Raw genomic sequence first — 23,463 nt, 5'->3', positions numbered from 1 at the left:
TCGACGCTTTTGGCGGCGGCCAGGTGCAGTGGCCCGTTTCAGCCGGCGCGCCGGCTCACCTGATGCCGGCCATCCACGCCGGCGGCTTGGCCTTCGCACCGTCGGGCGCGTATTCGTCCGCCACCCGCCAGCCGGCGGATCCCTTGCGCAGCAGCAGGAAGCCGACGATCTCGCTGTGCGGGGCGCCCAGTCCGTAGACCTCGTCCCGGTCGACGAAGCCCATCCGGAGGGCACAGATCGCCGCGGGATCACGCTTCGCGTTCTTGCACAGCCCGAGGTAGCGGATCCCGGGAACGGCCGACAGGTGTCTGGCGATCGCCTCGTCCGGGTTGGCGTACCCGCCGCGACCGGCGGCCGGCGACGCGGGGGCGACCGGGGAGACGGGGGCGGCCGGGGACGTCGGCGCGGCCGGGGACGCCGGGGCGGCCGGGGACGCCGGGGCGGCCGGGGACGTCGGCGCGGCGGCGGTCGCGGGGGGCGGCGCGGTCGCCGGCTCCGGCGCCCCGTCCGACCCGCACGCGGCCAGCGCACCCGACACCAGCACGGCGGCGGCGATCCGGAAGACGCGGGTCACCGGCACTCCTCTCCCAGGGGGACGATCACGGCGACGATCTCGGTGAAGATCATTGCATCCGGTGCCGGCGACCCGGTTGACAGCGGGCCCCGCTCGGACATCCTGGACGGGTGAGACTTGCGAGGCCCGATGCACGGGCGAAGGCGGTGGCGGCCGGGCTGGTGGCGGCCTCCCTGCTGGTGACGCTGATCGTGTGGGGGCGCCAGGATCTCGTCGGCGTGACGTTGGCGCTGCTCTGCGTGCTGACGACGATGATCGCGGCGGTGTCCGTGGCGGCGGCCCGGCAGGACGACGGCCCGGAACCGGCGGTCACGCCGAACGGCCCGGGGCAGCCCGTCGGGGGACTGTACGGCGTCGACGCCGACACGCTGGAGTCGCTGGACCACCGGGAGGCCGTCCGCGCCATGCGGGAGCGCCACCGGGGACGCGGCGGCTCAGCGGCCCGTGAGGGTGGGTGAGGCGAGAGCGTCGAGCCCACGCCCGGCCAGGCAGCGGTACGTCCGGTCGGCGTCGGCCCCGGCCGGGGGCAGCACCTCCAGGTTCCAGCCGTCCGCGTAGCTGATCCCGCTGGCGAGCCGGAAGGTGGTCTCGTTGCAGACCCCGCGTACCACCGCGTCCGCGCTGACCTCGTCGTGGCCGGCGCCGACCAGGGTGTCGGGGAGCCTGCCCTCGGCGTAGCTCTCCCAGGTGTGCTGGCCGTCGCAGGGCACCCGGGGCGCCCGGGTCCGCGCGCCGCGCACCTCCATCGGCCCGAAGCACTCCAACTCGTCGGCGCAGCCCGCGCCGGCCGGCAACGCGGTCGTCAGGGCGCAGGCGGGCAGCACCGTGCTCGTCGCCGCCACGCCGGCCGTCGGCGACGGGACCGGGCTGGAGACCGCGCCGGCCAGCCAGGCGCCGGCGCCGGCCGAGGCGGCCAACGCGACCATCCCGGCGCCGCCGAGGAACCAGCGCCGCCGACGTCGCTGGCCGGCGGTGGGCACCGTGGGGTGGAGGTCCTCCACCGGCGGTCGCGGAGCGGGCCGGGAGGCGTGGTCCACGCCGTACGGGCCGACGGGGCCGGGCACGCCGCTGACCGGACCCGGGATGCCCGTGCCGGCCGCCGGGGAGCCGACGGGACCGAGCGGCAGGCCGACCAGCAGGTCGCGCAGCTCGACGGCCGAGGGACGCTCGCCGGGGTCGTTGGACATCCCGGCCCGGAGCACGTCGATCATCTCGGCCGGCACCCCGGGCAGGCCGGGAACCGGCTGGTGGAACATCTCCAGCACCGTGACCAGACTGGGGTTGCGTTCGGACTGCCAGCGCGGCGGGCGGCCGTGCATCACCGCGTAGAGGGTGGCGCAGAGGGCGTAGACGTCGACGGCGGGCGACGGCGGGCTGTGGTTGAACATCTCCGGCGGCGCGTAGGCCGGGGTGAGCACCTCCAGGGCGACCGAGGCGTCACGCATCTCGGCCACCACGGCCAGCCCGAAGTCGGCCAGCACCGCCGAGTTGAAGTGCGAGTAGAGGATGTTCGCCGGCTTGACGTCGCGGTGCAGCACGCCGGCGGCGTGCGAGTGGGCGATGGCGTCGGCGATCTTGACCCCGAGGTCGCGCGCCTCGGCGGGCCCGAGCGGCGAGGTCCGCATCCGCTCGGCGTACGAGCCGTCGCAGAGCTCCATGATCAGGTAGGGGTGCTGGTCGACCGTGACCCCGACGTCGAAGAGGTCGACGACGTGCGGGTGGGACGACATCCGCCCGGCGGCCCGCGCCTCGCGCAGGAAGCGGGCCTGGTCGTGCTCGCTGTCGAGGGTGCGATTCTCCACCTTGACCGCGACCTCGCGCCCCACCGAGATCTGGGTCGCCTTGTAGATCGTCGCGTAGCCTCCCCTGGCAAACACGTGCAGATCGGTCAGACCGGGCACAATGGGCGTCGGCAGGGCGCCGGGCGGGGTCGCGGTCACAGCTCGAAAATACCCAACCGGACCGACGGCTCAGTGAACCGCATCAGCGGCCGGAACGGCACCGGCTGCGGAATCGCCTCCGCCGCCCACCGCCCCCGGGCCCGCGCGACGGTCGTCCCACCAGAGCCCGACGGCGGTCGCCACCGCGCCGAGGCCCTCCCAGACGGCCACTCCGAAGAACCGCCCGGGCGCGATGTCGGCCAACACCGCGATGCTGAACACCGTGAACGTCACCAGCCGGAACACCACCGTGAAGCGGAAGAACGACCGCCATTCGGTGGCGGTGGCGAGCAGGTAGTAGACCCCCATGTTGAACGAGGCCATCGAGGAGGCGATCAGGAAGGTGCCGGTGTGGTCGCCGACCGCACGCGTCGTTGGCACCTCGAAGCCGAGCATTCGCAGCAGCGCCTCCGGCCAGACCAGCCCGACCGCGCCCATGAGCAGGGCCAGCACGCCGAAGACCGCGATCGTCCATCCGGCGGCCGAACGCGGCAACCTCATCACGGCCCTCCCCAGACCCGACGCGGTCGCACGACGGACCGCCCCTCGGACCTGACACGCTATCGGCCATCCCCGACACACCGCATCCCCAGAACCGCCAGACCTTCGGTTCCGGGTCCGCGGGACTAGGGGGTGGCCAGGCGCGCCCGCAGGGCGTCGGCGGCGGCGCGCTCGCTGCGCTGCTCGGTCGCGTACGCCAGGCGGACCGCCTCCTCGGCGCTGGCGAGCGCCTCCGCGGACCGGCCGCAGGCCGCGAGCGCCTCGGCGAGCACCCGGGCGGCGACCACCTGGCTGCGCACGTCCTCCGCCGGGGCGGCGACGGCCCGCCGGGCCCAGTCCAGCGCCTGCTCGCACTGGCCGTGGGCGAGCAGGGCGGACGCGTACCGGGCCATCGTCTGGCGACGGGAGAAGAGCAGCGAGGGCACGCTGGCGGCGGCGGTGGCCACCGGGGCGAGCAGCCCCACGGCGGTCGCGGAGTCGCCGGCGGCCAGCCGGGCGGTGGCCAGCAGCACCCGGGGCCCCACCTGGGCGGGCGCCTGCGGGTTGTGCGGCTCGACGGCGGTCAGCACCGACCGGGCGTCCCGCTCGGCCGTGTCGCAGTCGCCCAGGTCCAGCGCCACGAACCCGCGCAGCGTGCCGGCCATCCCGGTGAGCAACGGGTGCGACGTCCGCTCCGCGTACGACAGCGCGTCGGTGAGCAGGTCGGCGGCGTGCCCCGGCTCGCCCAGCCCGCGCGCCACGACGCCCCGGACGACCAGCGCGAACCCGCGCCCCCAGTCGTCGGAGGCGGCGGCGAACTCGCGGTACGCCCGACGGGCCCCCCGGTCCGCCTCGCCCAGCTCGCCCAGCTCGGCGGTGGCGAACGCCTCGACCGCGCGCAGCGTGCCCACCGCCCACGCCTCGCCGACCCGCTCGCCGAACGGCAGGAAGACCTGCGCCATCCGGGTCGCCTCACGCAGCCGGCCGGCGAGCAGCCGGGCGAAGGCGGTGGTGCCGCGTAGCCAGGCCCGCCCGTACGGGTCCTTCAGCTCGGCGAAGAGCCGGGCGGCCCGGCCGAGCACGGCGTCGGTGCCGGCGAAGTCGCCCCGGGTCGTGGTCACCCAGGCCAGGTTCTGCAACGACCACGCCTGCCCCCGGCGGTCCTGCGACTGGAGGCTGACCTGGTACGACGCGGCGAGCCGACTGCTGGCCTGCCCCAACCGCCCGGCGACGAAGTCGGCCATGCCGAGGCGGCGCATCGCCGAGGCGCGCAACGTCGGCAGCCCGCCGGCGGTGGCCACCTGCAACGCCTCCTGCCAGCAGCCCACCGCGCGCGCCTGGTCGCCCATGGTCTGGTGGGCCTGCCCGGCGAGCAGCAGCGCGCTGGTCCGGACGGCGGACTCGTCGCCGGCGTTGGCGGCGATCTTCTCGGCGAAGGCGAGCGCGTCGGCGGGGCGTCCGACCTGGAGCAGCGCCCGGGCGTGCACCACCCGGTCGGCCGCCGGCACCCCGTCCCGGGCCAGCTCGGCCGCGCGTTCGGCGTACTCCACGGCCAGCGCGGGCTCACCCGCCTGCAACGAGCGGCGCGCGGCCCCGCCGAGCGCGGCGACGCCCAGACCGACGACCGCCCGCGCCGGCGCGTCCGGCCGCAGCCCGACCGCGTCGGCCAGCGCGGCGGCCCGTTCCACGTGCTGGGCCACGAAGACGTCCCGGGCCGCCTCGGCGAAGCCGCCCGGCGCGCCCGCCCCCGCCGACGGGCCGGCCGCGGCCCACCGGGCCAGCGCCGCGTGCCGCTCGGCCAGTTCGGCCTTGCTCACCCCGGCATACGCGGCCTCCCGCATCAGCGGGGTCGCGAAGGCGTACCCGGCGCGGGTGCGGTGCAGCATCCGGCGTTGCAGCAGCTCCTCCACCGCCCGTTCCAGCTCGACGGCGACCACCGCCGCCGGTCGGCCGTCGCGGCCGGCCCGCTGCTCGCGCAGCGCCTCCAGCGCACCGTCCGGCACCGTGTCACCGACGACTGCCGCGTCCCGCAGCACGGAGCGGGCCTCCGCCGGCAGCGCGTCGATGCGCGCGGCGAGCACCGCGGCCAGGTCGCGGGAGAGCAGGCGGCTGCCGAGCGAGCCGGGCACCAGTCGCCAGCCGCCCGGATGCGGGGAGTTGCGCTCGGCGACGGTGGTCAGCGCGCCCCGCTCCATCAGCAGGGTGACCAGCTCGGCCAGGTAGAACGGGTTGCCCTGGGCGGTGGCGAGCAGCCGGTCGGCGTCGGCCTGCGGCAGCCGGCCGCCGCCGAGGTAGGTGGTGAGCAGCCGGGCCGCGTCGGCGCCGCGCAGCGGCGGCAGGGCGTGCACCTCGGCGTCGGCGACCCGGGTCAGCGCCCCGGCGGTACGCACCAGCTCGGGCCGGCCGAGCAGCAGCACCAGCACCGGGCCGGCGAGCCGGGACAGGGTGATCCCGAGCGCCTCGATGGTCTCGGCGGTGGCGTCGTGCAGGTCGTCGACGACCACCACCAGGGGCGCCTCCCCGGCGAGCCCGGTGAGCAGGTCCGCGACCGCGTTCGGCACGGCGTCGGCGTCGGCGGGCAGGGCGGTGCCCCACTCGCCCTGGTCGGCCGGGCCGCCGCCGGGCAGCTCGGCGTACCCGAGCAGGGCCAGCAGCTGATCGGTGGCGACCGGCGCCGGCTCGCCCGACCGGCTGAGTCGCTGGCCGAGCCGGCGCAGGCGTTCCTCGACGGCCGGGCGGGTGAGCGCGGTGGCGGCGTCGTTGGGCAGGCCGACCGCCGCCCGGACCAGGTCGGCCAGGGGCGCGAGCCGGCGTCGCTCGCCGAACGCGGCGCAGCGCACCGACAGCACCCGGGCGCCGGTGTGCGCGGCGTACCGGCCCGGGCCCACGTCGTAGCCGGCGGCGAGGCGTTCCACCTCGGCGGCGAACCGGGACTTGCCGATCCCGGCCTCGGCGGTCATCAGCAGCACCCGGGGTTCGGCGCGGTCGATCACCTCGGCGAGCCGGCCGGCGACCCGGCCGATCTCGGTCTCCCGGCCGACGAAGGGCGCCTCGTCGCCGAGGCCGGACCGGGTGCCCGGGGCGTCCAGGAGACCGAGCAGCTCGTACGCCTCGACCGGCTCCCGTTTGCCCTTGAGCCGCAGCGGGCGCAGCGCCCGCCAGGAGGCCACGTGCCGGGTGGCGGCGGAGGTCCGCGCCCCCGCGTAGACCGCGCCGACGGCGGCGGCGTCGGCCAGCCGGGCGGCGGTGTTGACGGTGTCGCCGATGACCGTGTACTCGATGGCGGCCTGGATGCCGGCGATCACGTCGCCGGTGTTCAGCCCGACCCGCAGGCCGAGCGGCGCGCCGCCGCCCCGCTCGTCGTCGAGCACCCGGCGGACCGCCCGCTGCATCGACAGCGCGGCCCGCACGGCCCGCTCGGCGTCGTCCTCGTGCGCGACCGGCGCCCCGAAGACCGCCATGATCCCGTCGCCGGTGAGCTTGTCGACGTGGCCGCCGAACGTCTTCACCGCGCCGGCCAGCGCGGCGAGCACCCGGTCGGTGACCGCGCCGACGCGTTCCGGGTCGAGGTCCTCCGACCAGGAGGTGAAGTCGGACAGGTCGCCGAAGAGCACCGTCACCACGCGGCGTTCGGCTGCGGGCAGCGTCGCGGCGGCCGGCAGCGCGGCGCCGCAGTTGTGGCAGAACCGCGCGCCGGGCACGGCGACGGTTCCGCACACCGGGCAGGTCACGCTTGCTCCAACCCCGCGGCACCTCCGCCGGATTCCCGGCCCAGGTACTCCAGCTGGGCCCGGACGGACCACTCGGCGGCCCACCACAGCGACCGGTCGACGTCGGCGTAGACCGTCGCGACCACCTCCGCGGCGGTGCTGGCGCCCCCGGCGACCGCCGCCCGGACCTGGTCGAGCCGGGCGCGGCGGTGGGCCAGGTAGAAGTCCGCGGCGACGCCGCAGTCGGCCAGCGCCGGGCCGTGCCCCGGCAGCGCCGGGATCCCCCGGTACGTCGAGAGCAGCTCCAGGCTGGCCAGGTAGTCCCCGAGGTGCCCGTCCGGGTGGGCGACCACGGTGGTCCCCCGGCCCAGGATCGTGTCGCCGGTCAGGACCACCCGCTCGTCGCCGTGCTCGACCAGGAAGCAGACCGAGTCGCCGGTGTGCCCGGGGGTCGGCACGAGCCGGACGCCCAGCCCGTGGCCGTCCAGCTCCCCGCCCGGCCCGGTCAGCGGCTCCCCGGCGATGGTGTGCGCCGGGTCGGCGGCGCGTACGGGCACTCCGTCGAGCAGCTCGTGCAGGCGGCGCGAGCCGTCGGTGTGGTCGGGGTGGCCGTGGGTGATCAGCACCAGGCCGATCGGCCCCCGCGCGGCGATCGCCGCCAGGTGCCCCTCGTCGGCCGGGCCCGGGTCGACGACGACGGCGTGCTCCCGGCCGGGGGCGCGCAGCACCCAGGTGTTGGTGCCGTCGAGCGTCATCGGCCCAGGGTTCGGGGCACGCAGCAGCGTCACCCAACCCGGCAACCCGTCGGCGAGCGCCGCCGCCGGCGCGGTGAAGTGCCCGGTCATGGCTGCGATCGTACGGCCCCGCCGGCCACTCCCCGCGATCTTGCAAGCTCCGCCTCTGATACGTCCCGGTTCACGGCTTTTGCCGGGCGTAAGATGCAGGATCGCGGGGAGGCGGCGCGGGTCAGGAGACCTCGACGACGACCTCGACCTCGACGGGGGCGTCCAGGGGCAGCTCGGCCACGCCGACGGCGCTGCGCGCGTGCCGGCCGGCCTCACCGAAGACGGCGCCGAACAGGTCGGACGCGCCGTTGATCACGCCCGGGACGGCGGTGAACCCGGAGGCGGCCGCGACGAAGCCGGTCAGCTTGACGACCTTGACGACGTTCTCCAGGCCGACCAGCGAGTCGATCGCGGCCAGGGCGTTGAGCGCGCACTGCTGGGCCAGGTCCTTGGCCTGCTCGGCGGAGACGCCGGCGCCGACCTTGCCGGTGGCGAGCAGCTTCCCCTCGACCATCGGCAGCTGCCCGGAGACGTAGACGTGCTGCCCGGACTGGACGGCCGGCACGTAGCTGGCCAACGGCGGGGTCACCTCGGGCAGCGTGTGCCCGAGTTCGGCAAGCTTCGCGTGCGGACCGTTGCTCATGCCGCCACCTCGCTGCGCTCGGCGGTGTCATGAGCCCCCGACGCGCCGTTCAGGATGATTCGCTCGCTCCGCTCGCTCATGCCTTCGGCCGCTTCAGGTAGGCGACGAGCTGCTCCGGGTTGGGACCGGGAACCACGGAGACGAGTTCCCACCCGTCCTCACCCCAGTTGTCGAGGATCTGCTTGGTCGCGTGGACCAGCAGCGGGACCGTGGAGTATTCCCACTTCTGCATAGGTGGAGGGCTCCCTTGGCTGGAGTTCGACTTCTCGACGCACAGCCTACGGTCCGGCGGACGGGCGGGGCGCGGGGCGCTGCTCCGGGGGCGCCGGCACCTCCCCGCAGGGGCCGCCGTGCTCGTACGGCTGGGGGCAGCGGGAGCGGTCCGGCAGCAGCAGGTCGCAGAAGACCCGGTGCCGGTTGTTCTGGTCGTCGGTGCTGGAGACGGTGGTCTCGCCGGCGTCCAGCTCGCTGAGGAAGCTCAGCGAGGTGGCGACCGTTCCGGCCAGCGCGGTGGCCGCCCTCAGGTCGGCGACCCGGATCGGCAGGTGGATGACGAAGCCGGGCTCCTCCTCCTCCCGGGCTCCCAGCCGGGCGGGCACGCGCACCACCTCGACGGGTTCGGCGAGCCGCCGGTACGACCGTTCGTTGATGGGCAGGCCGACGCCGCCCTCGACCTCCCCCGGGGAGCCGGGCCGCCGCGCCCGGTCGCCCGCCGGGAACTGGGCCCGAGGATTGTTTTCCACGTCGCGCATGCCTTGCCTCCGGACGTCGTACCTGGTCAGGTCATCGCTCGCGGGTCCGGATCCTCCGCCCGGCCCGCCCCCCGCACCGCTGAGAACGTAGGTCGGCGGCGACAGACACGCCAACCGGACGCGCACGGTCGATCACCCAAAGTCACATATGCGACACGCCATCGGTAAGGAACCTGACGGCACCCGCCGCCCCCCGGAGCGGGGAACCGACCGTTACCCTTCCGGTCGGACGGGCGCTCCGCCGGCTCGCCGCCAGCTCGATCACGCTCGCCGCCCGGTCAGGCGGCGACGCCGCAACCCGGGGGATGAGATGACCCAACCACCCAGCGGTGGCCCCGTCGGACCGCCGGCCGACCAGCCCGGCTCCCCGGCGGCTCCCGGCCCGGCCGCCGCCCCGGACCCGGCCGCCCCGTCGGGCCCGGCAGTCCCGTCGGGCCCGGCCTCCGCTCCTCCGCCCGGCACCGCCACCCCACCCGGCCTGGCTGCCGCCCCTCCGCCCGGTCCGGCCGCCGCATTTCCGCCCGGCCCCGCCGCCGCCCCGGACCCGTCGATCCCGCCGGCCCCGGCCGGGTACCCGCCCTACCAGCCGCCCGCCGCGCCGAAGAAGAAGCGCGGCGTGCTGATCGCCTCCATCGCCCTGGCCGTGATCCTGCTGCTCTGCGCCGGCGGCGGCGTCGTCGCGTTCCTGACGCTGCGCGACGCCGACAGCGGCACGGGGGCCAAGGAGCCGACGGTCGCGGTCGACGAGTTCCTCAAGGCCGTCTACCAGGAGCGCGACGCGGACCGGGCGGCCGGGCTGGTCTGCTCCTCGTCACGGGACGAGAAGAAGATCGCCGCCAAGGTGGCCGAGGTCGAGAAGCACGTCTCGGCCCACCAGAACCCCCGGTTCCGGTGGAGCACCCCGAAGGTGGACAACCAGACCGGCGACCGCGCCACGGTCACCACCAAGGTCACCATGACCACCGCGGACGAGAAGGTGGCCGACCAGGACCTGCGGTTCACCGTGGTGAAGAAGACGGGTTGGTGGGTCTGCGAGGTCGCCTGAGCCCACGGCCTGGATAGGCTCGACGGGTGCGCGCAGCAGAGTCGCCGGCCGACCCGGCCGGCACCCAGTGGCCGGCCCGCCTCCACGTCGTGACCGGCAAGGGGGGCACCGGCAAGACCAGCGTCGCGGCGGCGCTGGCCCTCGCGCTGGCCGCCGGCGGCCGGCGCACGCTGCTGGTGGAGGTCGAGGGGCGGCAGGGCATCGCCCAGCTCTTCGGCACCGATCCGCTGCCGTACGAGGAGCGGCACCTGACCGACGCGCCGGGCGGCGGGGAGGTGCGGGCCCTGGCGGTGGACGCCGAGGAGGCCCTGCTGGAGTACCTCGACATGTTCTACAAGCTCGGCGCGGCCGGCCGCGCGCTGCGCAAGCTCGGGGCCATCGACTTCGCCACCACCATCGCACCTGGCCTGCGGGACGTCCTGCTCACCGGCAAGGTGAAGGAGGCGACCACCCGCACCGCCGGCCAGCGGCGCGCGTACGACGCGGTGGTGCTGGACGCGCCGCCCACCGGGCGGATCGGCCGGTTCCTCAACGTCACCGCCGAGACGGCCCGGCTGGCCAAGGTGGGCCCGATCAAGACCCAGAGCGAGGGGGTCGCGGCACTGCTGCGCTCCCCGATCACCGCCGTGCACGTCGTCACCCTGCTGGAGGAGATGCCAGTCCAGGAGACGGTCGACGCGATCGCCGAGCTGGCCCAGCTCGGCTTCCCGGTGGGACGGGTGATCGTCAACGGCGCCCGACCCCCGCTGCCCGCGGGCCGGGTGGTGGCCGCCCCCGAACTGGAGCGGGGGCTGCGCGCCGCCGGGCTGCCGACCGACCGGGACACCGTGGCCGGGCTCGTCGCCGAGGCGCGCGACCAGGCCATCCGCCGCGAGCTGGAGGATTCGCTGCGCGCCGACCTGGTGGAGCTGGGGCTGCCGATGACCGAGCTGCCGCTGCTGCCCGACGGGGTGGACCGGGCCGGCCTGGACCAGCTCGCCGCGACCCTCGTCCGGGCGGATTGACTCACACCTGCGACCGGCCCGGGCGCACGGACCGACCCGGCCCGATACGCTCGATTGGTGCCTTCCGAAGACGCGGCGCCGCAGCTGGACGTCGACCAGATCCTCGCCGATCCGGGCGTCCGGATCGTGGTGTGCTGCGGGGCGGGCGGGGTGGGGAAGACGACCACGGCCGCCGCGCTCGCGCTGCGCGCCGCGGAGCAGCACGGCCGGCGGACGGTGGTGCTCACCATCGATCCGGCCCGCCGGCTGGCCCAGTCGCTCGGGCTGACCGAGCTGGACAACACCCCCCGCCAGGTCAAGGGGATCGACGTCGAGGCCAGCGGCGGCGAGCTGCACGCCATGATGCTCGACATGAAGCGCACGTTCGACGACGTGGTGCTCCAGCACACCGACCCGGCGAAGGCGGCGGAGATCTTCGCCAACCCCTTCTACCAGGCCATGAGCTCGACCTTCGCCGGCACGCAGGAATACATGGCGATGGAGAAGCTGGGCCAGTTGCACGCCCGGGGCGAGTGGGACCTGATCGTGGTGGACACCCCGCCGTCCCGCTCGGCGCTCGACTTCCTGGACGCACCGGCCCGCCTGTCCCGCTTCCTCGACGGGCGGATGCTGCGGCTGCTGCTGGCCCCGGCGCGGACCGGCGGGCGGAGCATGTTCAGCCTGGTCACGGCCTCGTTCGGGATGTTCTCCAAGGTCGTGCAGAAGGTGCTCGGGGCCCAGTTGCTGACCGACCTCTCCGGTTTCGTCGCCGCGTTGGATTCGATGTTCGGCGGCTTCCGGCAGCGCGCCGAGCAGACGTACCGCATCCTCCAGGCGCGGGAGACGGCGTTCCTGCTGGTCGCGGCGCCGGAGCCGGACGCGGTCCGGGAGGCCGCCTACTTCGCGGGCCGGCTGCGTGAGGAGAAGATGCCGCTGGCGGGCCTGGTGCTCAACCGGGTGCACCGCTCGGCGGTGCCCGGGCTCGACGCGGCGGAGAGCCTGGCCGCCGCGGAGCGGCTGGCCGGCCTCGGCGGGCACGAGGGCACCGTCGACGTGCTGCGGGCCCACGCGGCGCTGGCCCAGCAGGCGGTACGCGAGCGGCAGGTGGCGGCCCGCTTCACCGAGGCGTTCCCGGCGGTGCCGGCGGTGTCGGTGACGGCGCAGCCCGCCGACGTGCACGACGTCGACGGGCTGCGGACGATCGGCGCGGCGATCAGCCGGCCGTGACGGTGCTCAGCCGGCGGTGGTGACCAGGATCTTGTCCTTGCCGGTCTTGTCCTTGGCGTTCTTCTTCATCGCGGCCTCGAACATCTTGCGCCAGCTCGCCACCTGTGGGTGGCGGCGCAACAGCGCGCGGCGTTCGCGTTCGGTCATGCCGCCCCACACTCCGAACTCGATCCGGTTGTCCAGCGCGTCGGCCAGGCACTCGTACCGAACTGGGCAGCTCCGGCAGATCCGCTTCGCCACGTTCTGTTCGGCGCCCTGTACGAACAACGCGTCCGGGTCCCCGTTCTGACACGCCGCCAGCGACGGCCAGTCAGTGATCATGCCCATCTGTACACGTCCCCCCTTGCAGTACCTACCGACCCCGTCGCGGACCAGCCGGCAATCCCCCCGATCGCCCTGCACGCCTTCCCCAAGGCGGCACGGACGACATGTGGCGCTGTCGCCGCCACCATCATGCTCTGTAGTCGCCTGATTACGCAACGTTGTCGGCGAAATCCATCATTCCGGACACTCCCGGCTTCCCGGGCTTCGCGACCGCCGGTTACCCCGCCGGGGTCCGTGAAAACGCTGCGGGCCCCCTCCGTCAGGAGGGAGACTCGGCGGCGGATTCACGCAACCACGTACCGGGGGTCGTGCGTTTAGCACAACGAGGTCGGCGCGCGCAGGAAATGGGGAAAGAACGCCCCGGCGCCCCTCGTTCCCTACTCGCGTACCCTGTCGAGGTGACCTGGATGCGGAAACGTGACCACAATGTGCTGACCAACGCCGCATCGCTACTCATCTGTGGCCTGCTGGCCGGCGTGGTGGTCGCGGCGGCGGCCTTCCCCGCAGTGGCGATGTCCGGACTGGCCGCGAAGGCCGGCGCCGAGACCTTCGGCGCACTGCCCAAGGAGCTGACCGTGGCCCGCGCGCCGCAGATCAGCTACCTCCTCGCCTCCGACGGCAAGACCCCGCTGGCGACCATGTACGACGAGAACCGTCGCGACGTGAAGCTGGCCGACGTCGCGCCCGTCATGCAGAAGGCGATCATCGCCGCCGAGGACCACGACTTCTACAAGCACAACGGCGTCGACCTCAACGGCATCGCCCGGGCCTTCGTCAACAACCAGTCCAACGCGTCCAGCCAGCAGGGCGCCTCGACGCTGACCATGCAGTACGTCCGGCTCGCCATCGCCTACTCGGCGAGCCACCCGGCGGACGTGGTCGCGGCCACCGAGGACACCAGCGCCCGCAAGCTGCGCGAGATGCGCTACGCCCTCCAGATCGACAAGGAGCTCTCCAAGGACGAGATCCTGGAGCGCTACCTCAACATCGCCGCGTTCGGCAACGGCGCGTACGGCATCTACGCCGCCAGCCAGGTCTACTTCAACAAGCCGCCGAGCAAGCTGAAGCTCGAGGAGGCGGCCATGCTCGCCGGCATGGTGAAGGCGCCGAGCACCAACGACCCGACCACCAAGAGCGGCCACGCGGCGGCCCTCGCCCGGCGCGACTACGTCATCCAGAACATGGTCGAGACCGCCGCCATCACCCAGCAGGAGGCGGACGCGGCGAAGGCCACCAAGCTCGTGGTCACCGGCAAGCGGGCCCCCAACGGCTGCGTCTCGACCAACGAGAAGGGCTGGGGCTTCTTCTGCGACTACTTTTACCGCTGGTGGATGCAGCAGGAGACGTTCGGCTCGACCTCGTACGACCGGGAGCGGCGGCTGAAGAGCGGCGGCTACACGGTCACCACCACCCTCGACCCGCAGGCCCAGCGGGGCGCCGACAAGGCCGTCCGTAAGGCCAAGTCGGAGAAGAGCAAGGAAGCCGCCATGGTGGCGGTGGTCGAGCCGGGCACCGGCCGGGTGCGGGCGCTGGCGGTGAACCGCAACTTCAAGCTCGACGACCCGAACAAGCCGGCCAACAAGGCGCACAGCGACCCCAAGCAGCGCAAGAGGGGCAAGCTCGGCAACTACCCGAACACCGTCAACCCGCTGCTCACCGGCGGCGACGGCATCACGGGCTACCAGGCCGGCTCGACCTTCAAGATCTTCACCATCGTGGCGGCGCTGGAGAAGGGCATCCCGCTCGGCTACACGATCAACGCCCCGCAGGCCTTCAAGTCGCAATACATCGTCGAGGCGGGCAGCCCGGCGGCCTGCCCGGGCACCAACAAGTACTGCCCGACCAACTCCGGCAAGAAGGCCGGCGGCGTGCAGAACATGTGGAGTGCCTTCGCCTCCTCAATCAACACGTACTTCGTGCCGCTCCAGCAGCAGGTCGGCGCGGAGAACGTGGTCGACGTGGCCAAGCGGCTCGGCATCCAGTTCCGGGTCAGCAGGGAGAACGAGTGGGCCAACAAGAAGGAGTACGCGCACGACTGGGGCGCGTTCACCCTGGGCGTCTCGAACACCACCCCGCTTGAGCTGGCCAACGCCTACGCCACCCTCGCCGCCGACGGCAAGTACTGCGAGCCCATCCCGGTGCAGGAGATCAAGGACCCGGAGGGCAAGAAGCTCGACATCGCCAACCCGCGCTGCGAGAAGCGGGTCAGCACCGAGGTGGCCCGCGCCGCCGTCGACGCCGCCCGCTGCCCGGTCGGCGACAACTCCTCCACCAGCAAGTGCGGCGGCAGCCGTACGGCGGCCGAGGTCAAGCAGGTCGTCAACGCGCCGGTGGCCGGCAAGTCCGGCACCACCGACTCGGAGAAGAGCGCGGCCCTGGTCGCGATGACCAAGCAGTACGCGGTCGCCGGCATCATGGCCGACCCGGACTGGCCGCAGACCAACGTCAAGATGAAGCACAAGCAGAAGGACGGCATCAACCCGCCGGTCTACGAGACGCTGCGCGACGCCATGAAGGGCAAGGACCGGAAGAACTTCGAGCCCCCGGGCAAGAAGATCTCCGAGGGTGACCAGCGCCGGATCCCCGACGTGAAGTGCCTCGACCCGGAGCAGGCGAAGTCCCGGATCAAGGCGGAGGGCTTCGACGCGGTCATCTCCGACATCAAGGTCCCGTCGAGCTGCCCGGCCGGCAAGGCCGCGGGCACCAGCCCCGACGGCCGGACCATCAAGGGCGGCGTGGTCACCATCCAGATCAGCTCCGGCGGCGGCACCGCCCCGGGCACGACGCCCGACAACAACCGGCCGCCGAACACTCCTGGCCGACCGCCGGGTCGCTCCGGCGGCTGAGCCGGCCGGACCAACGCCACGGGCGGGCACCCTTCGCGGGGTGCCCGCCCGTTTCGCGTACGGTTCTTAGGCTTCTCGTCAGAACCCCGTTAGAAACTCGATTCAGCCCAGTCGTGACTTTATGGAGCCAGCAGCGCTCTGACCAGCCGCGAATTGCAGCAGCGGAAGGGAGGGTATCCCTCGCGGGATACCCTCCCTTCATCGCGACACGATTTCCAGGCCAGTGCAGCGTTGTACGACTAGACGACCGTAATCGGGTGTCCCGCCTCGTCACAGTAACCGTCCAGGTACCACCTGAGCGCATCACGCGTCTGCGGACCGTACACGCCATCCGCCGTAATGCCCTCAGTTTGCTGTGCGGCGATCAGCGCGGACTTAGTTGCCGGACCAAAGTCTTGGTCGGTTGCGATGTTCTTGCCGTAGCAGTACTTCAGGCTGCGCTGAAGCAGCAGGACAGCACTGCTGTTGGCGCCCTGCGCCATGCCGCAACTGGTGCTCGATGCAGTGCTGCCGGTGGAAGGCAACGCCACCGGGCCCGCACTCCACAGGTTATCGCCCGCCACTCGTACCGTCCGGCTACACGTCGCTTGAATGCCGATGTCAGCCGAAGCCGCCGAAGGGGCTACGAACACAGTCCCCAGAGTCCCGGCAGCGACTAGAGCTGCAGCAAATACTCGCCTCACTAGGAAACCCTTCCTAAATGCAATGAGGCAACGGGAACGCAATTGTCAGCGGCTCGGTTGCGCCCCCGTTGCGCATTTCCCGCCGACAGGGGATACCCTCCCACAGAAACAGGCATCACGCAATGGATACCAGCAGGCACTCTGCGTCATCGTGGCGGGAAATGGGCCTCCCACCCGAACAATTGGCAGGCTTTTGCAGGTCACCGACTACGGGTCCCGACCTGCAGCCAACTGTCAGAGGCCGAGCTGGCGGCGTACCTCGGCGGCGACGCGACCACCCTCGGCCCGGCCGGCCACCGCCGCCTGGGCCGCCTTCATGGCCGGGCCCATCTGCGACTTTCCGGTGAAGCCGCCCGCGGCGAGCGCCCCCGCGACCAGCTCGGTCAGTTCGGCGTCGGGGAGCTGCTTCGGCAGGTAGCGCTCCAGCACCTCGCCCTCGGCGATCTCCTTCGTGGCCTGCTCGGTGCGGCCGGCGTCACCGAAGGCGGTGGCGGCCTCCCGGCGCTTCTTCGCCTCCTTGGTCAGCACCGCGAGCACCTCGTCGTCGGTGAGCTCGCGCTTGGCCTTGCCGGCGACCTCGGCGGTGCCGACGGCGGCCAGCGCCATCCGCAGCGTGGAGGTGGTCAGCTCGTCGCGCGCCTTCAGGGCGGCGCGCATGTCGGCGGTCAGACGGTCCTTCAGCGTGCTCATGGTCGGTGAAACTACCCTGAACGGCATGCGAAAGCGCACACTATTCCGGCTCGCGACCGGGACCGCCGCGCTCGGCGCGGCGACCCTGGCCTACGCGTCACTCGTCGAGCGCAACATGTTCACCCTGCGGCGGTACGACGTGCCGGTCCTGCCGGCCGACGCGGAGCCCCTGCGGGTCCTGCACCTGTCGGACCTGCACATGATGCCCGACCAGGGGCGTAAGCAGCGCTGGGTGGCGTCGCTGGCCGCGCTCGACCCCGACCTGGTCGTGGTCACCGGGGACAACATGGCGCACCCCGGCGCCGTGCCCGGCGTGCTGCACGCCCTCCAGCCGCTGCTCGACTTCCCGGGTGCCTTCGTCTTCGGTTCGAACGACTACACCGGGCCGGTCTGGAAGAACCCGTTCACCTACTTCCTGCCCGACCGGGAGTACACCGAGGGCGTCGAACTGCCGCACGAGGAGCTGCGGGACGTCTTCGTCGGCGCCGGCTGGGCGGACCTGAACAACGCCCGCACCACCCTGAAGGCCGGCGGCCGGGTCGTCGAGCTGCTCGGCGTGGACGACCCGCACGTCGAACGGGACGACTACGACTCGGTCGCCGGGCCGGTGTCGCCCACCGCCGACCTGTCGATCGCGCTCACCCACTCCCCCGAACCGGCCGTCCTCGACCGGATGGCCGCCGACGGCTTCGGACTGATGCTCGCCGGGCACACCCACGGTGGTCAGGTCTGCGTGCCCGGAGTGGGTGCGCTGGTGACCAACTGCGGCCTGCCCCGCTCCATGGCACGCGGCCTGCACCGCTGGCCCGGCTCCGATTCGTGGCTGCACGTCTCCGCCGGACTCGGCACCCACCCGACCGCGCCGGTCCGGTTCGCCTGCCCGCCGGAGGCGAGCGTGCTGACCCTGATCCCCCGCTGACCGTACGCCCGGGTTTCCGCCGGGCCGCCGCCTACGGCCCGGCGGCTCGGCGGCTCGGCCGGTTGGCGAGCGAGGCGGGAACCGGCTGCCGGCGGGCAGTCGTGCAGGGTGAGCATCGGACCGCCCCGGGGGACCTGGCTGTGTTCGCCCTGTCGAGCTGAGTCGTTCACAACATCAGGCGCCAGGTGGGGTCGGCGCCCGGCAGGTACCGCACGGTCCGGGAGGACCCGCAGGGCGGTGGGGGTACCGAGTTGGACCACCGACGGGGGTGGGCTACTATTTGTCGGCACGCCTCGGGGTGTGGCGCAGCTTGGTAGCGCGCTTCGTTCGGGACGAAGAGGTCGTCGGTTCGAATCCGGCCACCCCGACCAGAGGTAAGAGCAGGTCAAGGCCCCTCCAGCGAGGGGCCTTGATTCGTTTCCGGCGATCACTACTCTCCCGGAGGCAGCGAGAAGGCAGCAAACGACGCGAGCACCCTGCGATCTCGATCACGCGTCGAGTGCGTGTAGCGGTCCAAGGTGGTCGACGTCTGCTCGTGGCCCATCACCTTCGCCACGTCGTTGATCGGGACACCGTCGGAAACGAGCCATGTCGCGTACGAGTGCCGGAGATCGTGGAACCGCAGCCCGAGCGGTAGACCCGCCCGTTGCAGCGACGGCTTCCAGATGCGCGCCCGGAACGTGCCGCGCTTGAGCGGTTCGCCGGTCCGGGCAACGAAGATCAGATCTTCCACGCCCGTCTCGAAGGACTGCCGATGGCCGGTCAGCGCCTGGACGACGAACGGCGGCAGCGGCACGGTCCGGCGACCAGCTCGTGACTTGGGGTACGGCTTCAGAGTGACGTGCCCAGAAACTTCCTCCGCTACCCGCACGACCCGGAGAACGGCCGCCTCCAGGTCGACGGCATCCCAGCGAAGCCCAGCGCATTCGCCCCAGCGCAGGCCGGTACCGGCGGCGACGGCAACCAGGGCGCGGTATCGATCCGGGACAGCAGGCAACAGCTTGGCGAACAGCTCCGAGCGTGAGATGACCAGTTCGTCGGTGTCCATCCGTCGCCGCGGTGGCAGACGCACTCCCTCGCACGGGTTGAACCCGATGAGGCGATCTCGGACAGCCGAGCCCATGACGCCCGAGGTGAGGCGGTAGCACTCACGGACGGTGGCAGGCGACAGCCGCTCTCCCAACCGGGTCACCCACTCCTGAACGGCCGAGTGCTCGATCTTCGCCAGCGGTACCGCGCCCCACCGCGGCAGGACGTGGTTACGCATGATGGACGAGTCGCGAGCAACGGTAGCTTTCTCGTCGTTGCGGTTACTCAGCCAGCGCTCCCCGTATTCCGCGAATCGGAGCCGGCCGGCGTCTGGAGCGACGTACGTGCCCCGGTTCAGGGCCGACTCCACCTCCGCCAAGAACGCGTTGGCCTCCCGCTTCGTTCGGAAGGTCTTCGACTTCTGCTGGCCCGCCGGATCACGCCAGCACGCCCGGTGGCGCCCAGCCGGAGTCTTGCGGACAAAGCCCATCAGGCCCACCCTTCCGAGTCCTCGGTCGGCGCGACAGTGCACTCATCGAGCCAGGCGTGGAATCGCTTCTTCGGGATGACCCAGCGTCCGCCGAGCTTGCGGGCGGGTATCTCACCCCCGCGGACCAAGGCGTAGGTGCTGCCGAGGGAGAACGAGAGCAGCCGGGCGACCTCGCGGACGGAGTAGACGGCGCGGCTGTCGGCCATGCGGAGTAGGCGGCCGGGGGCGTCGGGTTCGGTGGTGGAGGGACGGGGACGGTCGGTGAGGGAGACGACGGAGCGTTGCATCATTCCTCCGGTTCAGCGGGTGGCGGGATGGACGGCGTGTTGGTGTCGGTGGTGGCGGCACGGTCTCTGGCGGCGAGGAGTGCGGCTTTCCACTGCGCTCGCTGTGAGAGGGCGCGCAGGAGCCGGTGTTGCAGGGGTGGGATGTCGGGGTCGTCCGGGCGTGCCATTTCCCAGGCGTAGGCGGGTGCGTTGTCCTGGTGGACGGAGTCGGCGTCGTCGGCGCCGGTGCTGACGCCGAGGAGTTTGCGGACCCAGGCGCGGGCGTCGGCGCGGTGGTCGGCGAGGGTCTTTCCGGACCAGTCGCGGGAGACGAGGATGCGTCGTCCGCCGATGCCGAGGGTGGCGCGTTGGTGGACTTTGCCTTTGCAGCGTCCGGCTTGCAGGCGGCCGTGTGCCTTCTTGGGTTGGATGCCGTAGAGGAGCCAGTTGGCGCACCGTTCGTTACAGGGGGTGACCCGGAGTTGGTGCCAGAGCCGGTCGAGGTGGTCACGTTGCCGGTCCGTGTCGGTCTTGTGGCAGTCGGCGGCGCTCTTGGTGATGTACTTGGTGATGTAACCGATGGTGCGTTCGGCGTGGACTGTGCCGGGGGTGACGCCTTCGGCGTGGACTTGGCGGCCGAAGCGGACGACGTGCACGGGTTGCGCGTCGGGGTCGGCGTCGAGCAGGTCCAGGGCGTCAGCCCACGTCGTCAGTGGCTCTCGGGTGTCGGGGTCTACCCAGGCGTTGGCGTCGTTGTCCCACACCGGCAGCTGATCGAGGGAGTAGACGAGTTCGTCGGCGGGGGGCCACCAGACTTGGTGGTAGGTGGCGGCGGCGACTTGGCGCAGCATGGCGCGGGGGATGGTGCCGCGGATGGCGAAGTGTGCGTGCGGCGCCAACCGGCGTTGGGGCTCGACGCAGCCGGCGTATTGGACGTTCCAGCCGACGCACCGCCTGAGGTTCTGCCAGAACCGGTCCAGGAGCCGGGCGAAGTGCACCGCATCCCAGGCGGCGCGCCGGTAGTCGTACGAGCTGGGGTCGGCGGGTGTGCCGTCGGGTAGGACGCGGCCGTAGGAGTCGAGGGTGAGCGACAGCCACATGGACGGCTGGTGTTGGGTGCCGTCGGGGGCGGTGTAGACCTTCCCGACGGTGCGCGGTTCGATCTTCTTACGGGGAAGGTCGGGGGCGTCCTGACGCCGTTTGGTGGACCGCTTGCGCCGGCTGCTGTCGGAGTCGTCGTCGTGGGGTGGGGCGACCTGCCCGCGCATCCCTTCGGCGGCGATGGCTTCCTCTACCTCCGCGATCGCGGCATCAATGCCGGGTACCTGGTCGAACTGGGCGGAGCGCTGTGCCTCATCGCGGGCGAATTCCAGGTGTGCCCGCAGGAGGATAAGTTCGCGTTGGGCGTCGGTGGCGGGGTTGGCGCCGGTCGGGTTGGGTTCGTCGGTGCGGTGCCAGCCCTCGCGGATTTGGGTCTGGCGCAGTCGGCGGGCACGCTTCGCGCACGGGGAGCACTTGTCTTCGCGGGTGCTGCCGCAGGGCAGGTCGATGACTTCGGTCTGACCGGTGTGCAGGTCGGTGCGGCGCAGGGTGACCGGACGCAGGCACACGCCGTACTCAGCGGCCATCTCCTTCAACACCTGACGGGACATGGGCAGGGCGAGTCGGGCAGCACGGGAGCCAGGCGCCGGCGGGGCAGCCGCGGCCGGGGTCGGTTCGGTGGGGGCGGGGGTGAGGCCGGGCAGGGTCGGGGCGGTCAACGGGTCACCTCCGGTAGCTCGAACAGGGCGGGTTGGGGGTCACCGATCGGGGTGGAGCGGGTCGGACCGAGGCGGCCGGCCCAGCGGTGGGCCGCTTGCTCATGGCGGTGGCAGGCGGTCTCGGCGCGGTAGTGGCCGGTGCCGGGTCGGCCGGATTCGATGAGGGCGGTGGCCCACCTACGGCAGCGCGCGCAGTAGGTGGGCCAACCAGCAGTCATCGGGGGTCAGTGGTCGCAGCCGGGGCAGTGCAGTCCGGGGCAGCAGCGACCGGAGCCCCGCAGCAGTAGGGCGATGACGATGAGGACCAGGACGACGCCCGCGATGAGCGGCACCGCGGAGCGGACGGCGTCGACGAGCTGCGCGGCGAGGTAGCCGGCAGCGGCGAGAGCGCCCACGGCGGGGACGGCGACGGCGGCGGCGACGTGTCCTCGGCGTAGCCGGCGGACCGGAGCGGGGGCGGGGCTGTTGTTGTCGAGGAACCGGACGGTGACGGTGACGCGCGGGTCGCCGGACATCTGGCGGGGCTTGGTCATGGAGACGAGGCGGCCGGAGTCGCGGACGAGGGCGACGGTGGCGGCGACTTCGGCGGGGGTGCCGACGACGCGGCGGGCGATGACGGTGGGGTGGGCGAGGTTGCGGCGGGCGAGTTGGGTGCGGGTCATCGGACGACCTCCGAGGCGAAGACCTGGCCGTTGCGGGGGGCCTGGACGACGGACGAGATGAGCGCGGAGCGGACCGGAGGCGGAGCCGGAGGCGGAGTCAGCGGGGTCGGCGCAGTGACCGGTGCTGGCGGGACGTATACGGGTGCGGGGTCGGTGGGCAGGTCGACCGGTTCCAGGTCGGCGGGTTCCTCGACGGCCACCGGCACCGGTTCGGGCTTGGGCTTCGCTGGGGCCGACTTCCGAGCCGGGCGAGCGGCGGGGGCGGTGAGGACGAGCTTGGACAGGGCGAGGAACGCCAGCGCCGGCACCGAGGACAGCAGCCGAGACGAGAAGCTGTCGTTGGCCACGGCGATCTGCGCGGCCAGGGACAGGGCGACCGCGCCGACGAGGATCGACAGCGGGTAGAACACCGAGGCGTTCGGGTCGAGACGGCGTCGGCGGCGGATGACCAGCAGGGCGGCGGCGGGGGTGAGTTCGGAGATGACGGCGTTGGACCAGCCGAACCACTCATGGCTTCCGGCGGGGGCGTGGATCATCGTCCAGTCCTTGACGTGGGTGAACGACGCGGCGCCCGCCATGCCGCCGACGGCGAGGAGGATCACGACCAGGGCGACGCCTTCCAAGCGGTCGGAGTTGAAGAAGCGGCGCATCAGCGGACCTCCCCCGTGACGCGCGGGGCGGGGTTCATGTCGCGGTGCAGGTAGTAGGCGGCGAAGTCCGCCGACGAGCCGGGGACCGGGTTGAAGCCGTTGCGGCCCTCTTCCTCGATGGCGTTCCAGGCGCAGGGTTCGCACCGGGGGGCGCCGTCGTGCCAGTGGGTTGCCGGCCGGGTGCAGTACGAGGTGAGGCAGCGCACTGGCCCCGAGTGCTCCCGCAGCGGCGACTCCCGGACCACTGGCGGCCGGTCGACCCGGGCAGGGGCAACGGTCGGCGAGGGATTGTCGGCAGCCTTGTCGACCGTCATGGGGGCAGGGACCGGGCGGAGCCAGGCGCGCAGGTTGCGGATGTAGACGGCGCCGTAGACGAAGCAGGAGGCCAGGAAGCCCCACTGCTCAGTCACGAGCGAGTACGCCAGCCACAGCACCTGCCCGGCGAGGCCGACAGCCCGGCCAGTCCACGAGCGTTTGCCGGCGAGGTAGAGGCCGGTGACGCCGACGGTCATGAGCAGCCAGGACCAGAGTTGGTAGCTCATTGCGGGGCCTCCCAGGTGGCGAAGTCGGCGGGTCGGCAGACGGGGCAGGGGATCTTCCACATGCGGTGTGCGGGTGGGGTGCGTTCGTGGGTGAGGGGGTCGCGGATCTCGGGGTTCCAGATCTGCACCTCGCCGCGCTGGCGGCAGAGGGAGCAGTCCTCGGGGTTGATGACCAGGTGCAGCAGGCCGGCGGAGGTGACGGCGAAGACGGCGACGGACTGGCCGAACGGGTGCAGGCGCCGGGCGGTCATGCGGCCCATCCCCAGGCTTCGGCATCTTCGGCGGCGATCTCGACGTGCCGGGCGAGAGCGGCGTCGAGGATCGCGTCGGCGTGCGTGTCGGTGCAGTAGGGGCATTCCTGGTCGGGGTCGGTGTGGTGGAGGTCGAGGCAGGTACGGCGGATCGGGCGCAGGGTGAGGCGACGGGCAGCCATCACAGGACTCCTCGTTTCGGGACGTGCGGG

The 23,463-nt window shown here is 72.7% G+C and carries 25 protein-coding genes and 1 tRNA gene; 7 read left to right on the top strand and 19 right to left on the bottom strand.

The annotated features are described in order from the left end of the window. Positions 1 to 55 precede the first annotated feature (55 nt). Complete coding sequence (locus EV374_RS22675; RefSeq protein WP_132238565.1) at positions 56 to 574, bottom strand: hypothetical protein; 519 nt, start codon at positions 572 to 574, stop codon at positions 56 to 58. A 110-nt stretch (positions 575 to 684) separates the two neighbouring features. Between EV374_RS22675 and EV374_RS22670 the strand changes: the two genes are divergently transcribed. Continuing rightward, positions 685 to 1,032, top strand: coding sequence for a hypothetical protein (locus EV374_RS22670; protein WP_132238563.1), 348 nt, complete (start codon positions 685 to 687; stop codon positions 1,030 to 1,032). Here EV374_RS22670 and EV374_RS22665 read toward each other — a convergent pair. The 7 genes from EV374_RS22665 to EV374_RS22635 all read right to left on the bottom strand — a co-directional run bounded on the left by EV374_RS22665 (position 1,009) and on the right by EV374_RS22635 (position 8,884). After that, positions 1,009 to 2,514: a serine/threonine-protein kinase gene (locus tag EV374_RS22665; RefSeq protein WP_132238561.1), complete on the bottom strand. Its 1,506-nt coding sequence runs from the start codon at positions 2,512 to 2,514 to the stop codon at positions 1,009 to 1,011. The two genes, EV374_RS22670 and EV374_RS22665, sit on opposite strands and share 24 nt — an antisense overlap. Before the next feature lie 30 nt (positions 2,515 to 2,544). Further along, positions 2,545 to 3,015: a hypothetical protein gene (locus EV374_RS22660; RefSeq protein ID WP_132238559.1), complete on the bottom strand. Its 471-nt coding sequence runs from the start codon at positions 3,013 to 3,015 to the stop codon at positions 2,545 to 2,547. Between the two features lie 125 nt (positions 3,016 to 3,140). Beyond that, positions 3,141 to 6,725, bottom strand: coding sequence for an adenylate/guanylate cyclase domain-containing protein (locus EV374_RS22655; protein WP_132238557.1), 3,585 nt, complete (start codon positions 6,723 to 6,725; stop codon positions 3,141 to 3,143). Then, complete coding sequence (locus EV374_RS22650) at positions 6,722 to 7,549, bottom strand: MBL fold metallo-hydrolase (protein ID WP_132238555.1); 828 nt, start codon at positions 7,547 to 7,549, stop codon at positions 6,722 to 6,724. The genes EV374_RS22655 and EV374_RS22650 overlap by 4 nt, the downstream gene beginning before the upstream one ends. 121 nt (positions 7,550 to 7,670) lie before the next feature. After that, positions 7,671 to 8,132 carry a RidA family protein gene (locus tag EV374_RS22645; protein WP_132238553.1) on the bottom strand — a complete coding sequence of 154 codons (462 nt, stop codon included), beginning with the start codon at positions 8,130 to 8,132 and terminating at the stop codon, positions 7,671 to 7,673. A gap of 76 nt (positions 8,133 to 8,208) precedes the next feature. Further along, a complete protein-coding gene (gene sp36 / locus EV374_RS22640) occupies positions 8,209 to 8,364 on the bottom strand; it encodes a Sp36 family protein (protein ID WP_018222171.1) in 156 nt (51 codons plus the stop codon). Positions 8,365 to 8,410: 46 nt separating this feature from the next. Further along, positions 8,411 to 8,884, bottom strand: coding sequence for a hypothetical protein (locus EV374_RS22635; RefSeq protein WP_132238551.1), 474 nt, complete (start codon positions 8,882 to 8,884; stop codon positions 8,411 to 8,413). A gap of 310 nt (positions 8,885 to 9,194) precedes the next feature. Here EV374_RS22635 and EV374_RS22630 point away from each other — a divergent pair, with 310 nt between their 5' ends. The 3 genes from EV374_RS22630 to bagB are packed head-to-tail and all read left to right on the top strand — an operon-like array spanning position 9,195 to position 12,139. Then, complete coding sequence (locus EV374_RS22630) at positions 9,195 to 9,929, top strand: Rv0361 family membrane protein (protein WP_132238549.1); 735 nt, start codon at positions 9,195 to 9,197, stop codon at positions 9,927 to 9,929. 26 nt (positions 9,930 to 9,955) lie between these two features. Then, entirely contained in the window at positions 9,956 to 10,933 is a 978-nt protein-coding gene (gene bagA, locus EV374_RS22625) for an ATPase BagA (protein ID WP_132238547.1), read from the top strand. Positions 10,934 to 10,987: 54 nt separating this feature from the next. After that, positions 10,988 to 12,139, top strand: a complete 1,152-nt coding sequence (bagB, locus tag EV374_RS22620) for an ArsA-related P-loop ATPase (RefSeq protein WP_207914466.1) — start codon at positions 10,988 to 10,990, stop codon at positions 12,137 to 12,139. Positions 12,140 to 12,145: 6 nt separating this feature from the next. Here bagB and EV374_RS22615 read toward each other — a convergent pair whose 3' ends face one another. Continuing rightward, a complete protein-coding gene (locus EV374_RS22615; protein WP_132238543.1) occupies positions 12,146 to 12,466 on the bottom strand; it encodes a WhiB family transcriptional regulator in 321 nt (106 codons plus the stop codon). A 404-nt stretch (positions 12,467 to 12,870) separates the two neighbouring features. On the opposite strand from EV374_RS22615, the gene EV374_RS22610 reads away from it, so the two are divergent. Next, positions 12,871 to 15,309, top strand: a complete 2,439-nt coding sequence (locus EV374_RS22610; RefSeq protein WP_132238541.1) for a penicillin-binding protein — start codon at positions 12,871 to 12,873, stop codon at positions 15,307 to 15,309. Between the two features lie 239 nt (positions 15,310 to 15,548). Here EV374_RS22610 and EV374_RS22605 read toward each other — a convergent pair whose 3' ends face one another. Continuing rightward, positions 15,549 to 15,839: a peptidoglycan-binding domain-containing protein gene (locus EV374_RS22605; RefSeq protein WP_132238539.1), complete on the bottom strand. Its 291-nt coding sequence runs from the start codon at positions 15,837 to 15,839 to the stop codon at positions 15,549 to 15,551. Between the two features lie 387 nt (positions 15,840 to 16,226). Then, entirely contained in the window at positions 16,227 to 16,682 is a 456-nt protein-coding gene (locus tag EV374_RS22600; RefSeq protein ID WP_132238537.1) for a GatB/YqeY domain-containing protein, read from the bottom strand. Between the two features lie 25 nt (positions 16,683 to 16,707). On the opposite strand from EV374_RS22600, the gene EV374_RS22595 reads away from it, so the two are divergent. After that, positions 16,708 to 17,601 (top strand): metallophosphoesterase, encoded by an 894-nt coding sequence (locus tag EV374_RS22595; RefSeq protein ID WP_132238535.1) that lies wholly within the window; start codon positions 16,708 to 16,710, stop codon positions 17,599 to 17,601. A 294-nt stretch (positions 17,602 to 17,895) separates the two neighbouring features. Continuing rightward, positions 17,896 to 17,972: transfer RNA gene (locus tag EV374_RS22590), tRNA-Pro, on the top strand. A gap of 59 nt (positions 17,973 to 18,031) precedes the next feature. Here EV374_RS22590 and EV374_RS22585 read toward each other — a convergent pair. The 8 genes from EV374_RS22585 to EV374_RS22550 all read right to left on the bottom strand — a co-directional run bounded on the left by EV374_RS22585 (position 18,032) and on the right by EV374_RS22550 (position 23,433). Next, positions 18,032 to 19,120, bottom strand: a complete 1,089-nt coding sequence (locus EV374_RS22585) for a site-specific integrase (RefSeq protein WP_132238533.1) — start codon at positions 19,118 to 19,120, stop codon at positions 18,032 to 18,034. Continuing rightward, positions 19,120 to 19,407 (bottom strand): helix-turn-helix domain-containing protein, encoded by a 288-nt coding sequence (locus EV374_RS22580; RefSeq protein WP_207914464.1) that lies wholly within the window; start codon positions 19,405 to 19,407, stop codon positions 19,120 to 19,122. The genes EV374_RS22585 and EV374_RS22580 overlap by 1 nt, the downstream gene beginning before the upstream one ends. Then, positions 19,407 to 21,146, bottom strand: a complete 1,740-nt coding sequence (locus EV374_RS22575; RefSeq protein WP_132238531.1) for a replication initiator — start codon at positions 21,144 to 21,146, stop codon at positions 19,407 to 19,409. The genes EV374_RS22580 and EV374_RS22575 overlap by 1 nt, the downstream gene beginning before the upstream one ends. A gap of 224 nt (positions 21,147 to 21,370) precedes the next feature. Next, positions 21,371 to 21,808, bottom strand: a complete 438-nt coding sequence (locus EV374_RS22570; RefSeq protein ID WP_132238529.1) for a hypothetical protein — start codon at positions 21,806 to 21,808, stop codon at positions 21,371 to 21,373. Beyond that, the gene (locus EV374_RS22565) at positions 21,805 to 22,458 is read right to left on the bottom strand and encodes a hypothetical protein (protein ID WP_132238527.1); all 654 of its coding nucleotides are present in this window, start codon (positions 22,456 to 22,458) and stop codon (positions 21,805 to 21,807) included. Before EV374_RS22565 ends, EV374_RS22570 begins: the two co-directional genes overlap by 4 nt. Beyond that, a complete protein-coding gene (locus EV374_RS33555; protein ID WP_486485899.1) occupies positions 22,458 to 23,000 on the bottom strand; it encodes a hypothetical protein in 543 nt (180 codons plus the stop codon). The genes EV374_RS22565 and EV374_RS33555 overlap by 1 nt, the downstream gene beginning before the upstream one ends. Further along, a complete protein-coding gene (locus EV374_RS22555) occupies positions 22,997 to 23,251 on the bottom strand; it encodes a hypothetical protein (protein ID WP_132238525.1) in 255 nt (84 codons plus the stop codon). The genes EV374_RS33555 and EV374_RS22555 overlap by 4 nt, the downstream gene beginning before the upstream one ends. After that, positions 23,248 to 23,433 (bottom strand): hypothetical protein, encoded by a 186-nt coding sequence (locus EV374_RS22550; RefSeq protein WP_132238523.1) that lies wholly within the window; start codon positions 23,431 to 23,433, stop codon positions 23,248 to 23,250. Before EV374_RS22550 ends, EV374_RS22555 begins: the two co-directional genes overlap by 4 nt. Positions 23,434 to 23,463: the final 30 nt, after the last annotated feature.

The sequence above is a fragment of the Micromonospora sp. CNZ303 genome, from assembly GCF_004345505.1.
This window is presented reverse-complemented; position numbering and strand designations above follow the sequence as displayed.

Bases quoted from the DNA above. Each gene is read 5' to 3' on its own strand.
- EV374_RS22615 (WP_132238543.1), bottom strand. From the start codon at position 12,466: ATGGGCATGATCACTGACTGGCCGTCGCTGGCGGCGTGTCAGAACGGG.
- EV374_RS22555 (WP_132238525.1), bottom strand. From the start codon at position 23,251: ATGACCGCCCGGCGCCTGCACCCGTTCGGCCAGTCCGTCGCCGTCTTC.
- EV374_RS22565 (WP_132238527.1), bottom strand. From the start codon at position 22,458: ATGCGCCGCTTCTTCAACTCCGACCGCTTGGAAGGCGTCGCCCTGGTC.
- EV374_RS22660 (WP_132238559.1), bottom strand. From the start codon at position 3,015: ATGAGGTTGCCGCGTTCGGCCGCCGGATGGACGATCGCGGTCTTCGGC.
- EV374_RS33555 (WP_486485899.1), bottom strand. From the start codon at position 23,000: ATGAGCTACCAACTCTGGTCCTGGCTGCTCATGACCGTCGGCGTCACC.
- EV374_RS22585 (WP_132238533.1), bottom strand. From the start codon at position 19,120: ATGGGCTTTGTCCGCAAGACTCCGGCTGGGCGCCACCGGGCGTGCTGG.
- EV374_RS22645 (WP_132238553.1), bottom strand. From the start codon at position 8,132: ATGAGCAACGGTCCGCACGCGAAGCTTGCCGAACTCGGGCACACGCTG.
- EV374_RS22600 (WP_132238537.1), bottom strand. From the start codon at position 16,682: ATGAGCACGCTGAAGGACCGTCTGACCGCCGACATGCGCGCCGCCCTG.
- sp36 (WP_018222171.1), bottom strand. From the start codon at position 8,364: ATGCAGAAGTGGGAATACTCCACGGTCCCGCTGCTGGTCCACGCGACC.
- EV374_RS22550 (WP_132238523.1), bottom strand. From the start codon at position 23,433: ATGGCTGCCCGTCGCCTCACCCTGCGCCCGATCCGCCGTACCTGCCTC.
- EV374_RS22610 (WP_132238541.1), top strand. From the start codon at position 12,871: ATGCGGAAACGTGACCACAATGTGCTGACCAACGCCGCATCGCTACTC.
- EV374_RS22580 (WP_207914464.1), bottom strand. From the start codon at position 19,407: ATGCAACGCTCCGTCGTCTCCCTCACCGACCGTCCCCGTCCCTCCACC.
- EV374_RS22635 (WP_132238551.1), bottom strand. From the start codon at position 8,884: ATGCGCGACGTGGAAAACAATCCTCGGGCCCAGTTCCCGGCGGGCGAC.
- EV374_RS22595 (WP_132238535.1), top strand. From the start codon at position 16,708: ATGCGAAAGCGCACACTATTCCGGCTCGCGACCGGGACCGCCGCGCTC.
- EV374_RS22570 (WP_132238529.1), bottom strand. From the start codon at position 21,808: ATGACCCGCACCCAACTCGCCCGCCGCAACCTCGCCCACCCCACCGTC.
- EV374_RS22650 (WP_132238555.1), bottom strand. From the start codon at position 7,549: ATGACCGGGCACTTCACCGCGCCGGCGGCGGCGCTCGCCGACGGGTTG.
- EV374_RS22630 (WP_132238549.1), top strand. From the start codon at position 9,195: ATGACCCAACCACCCAGCGGTGGCCCCGTCGGACCGCCGGCCGACCAG.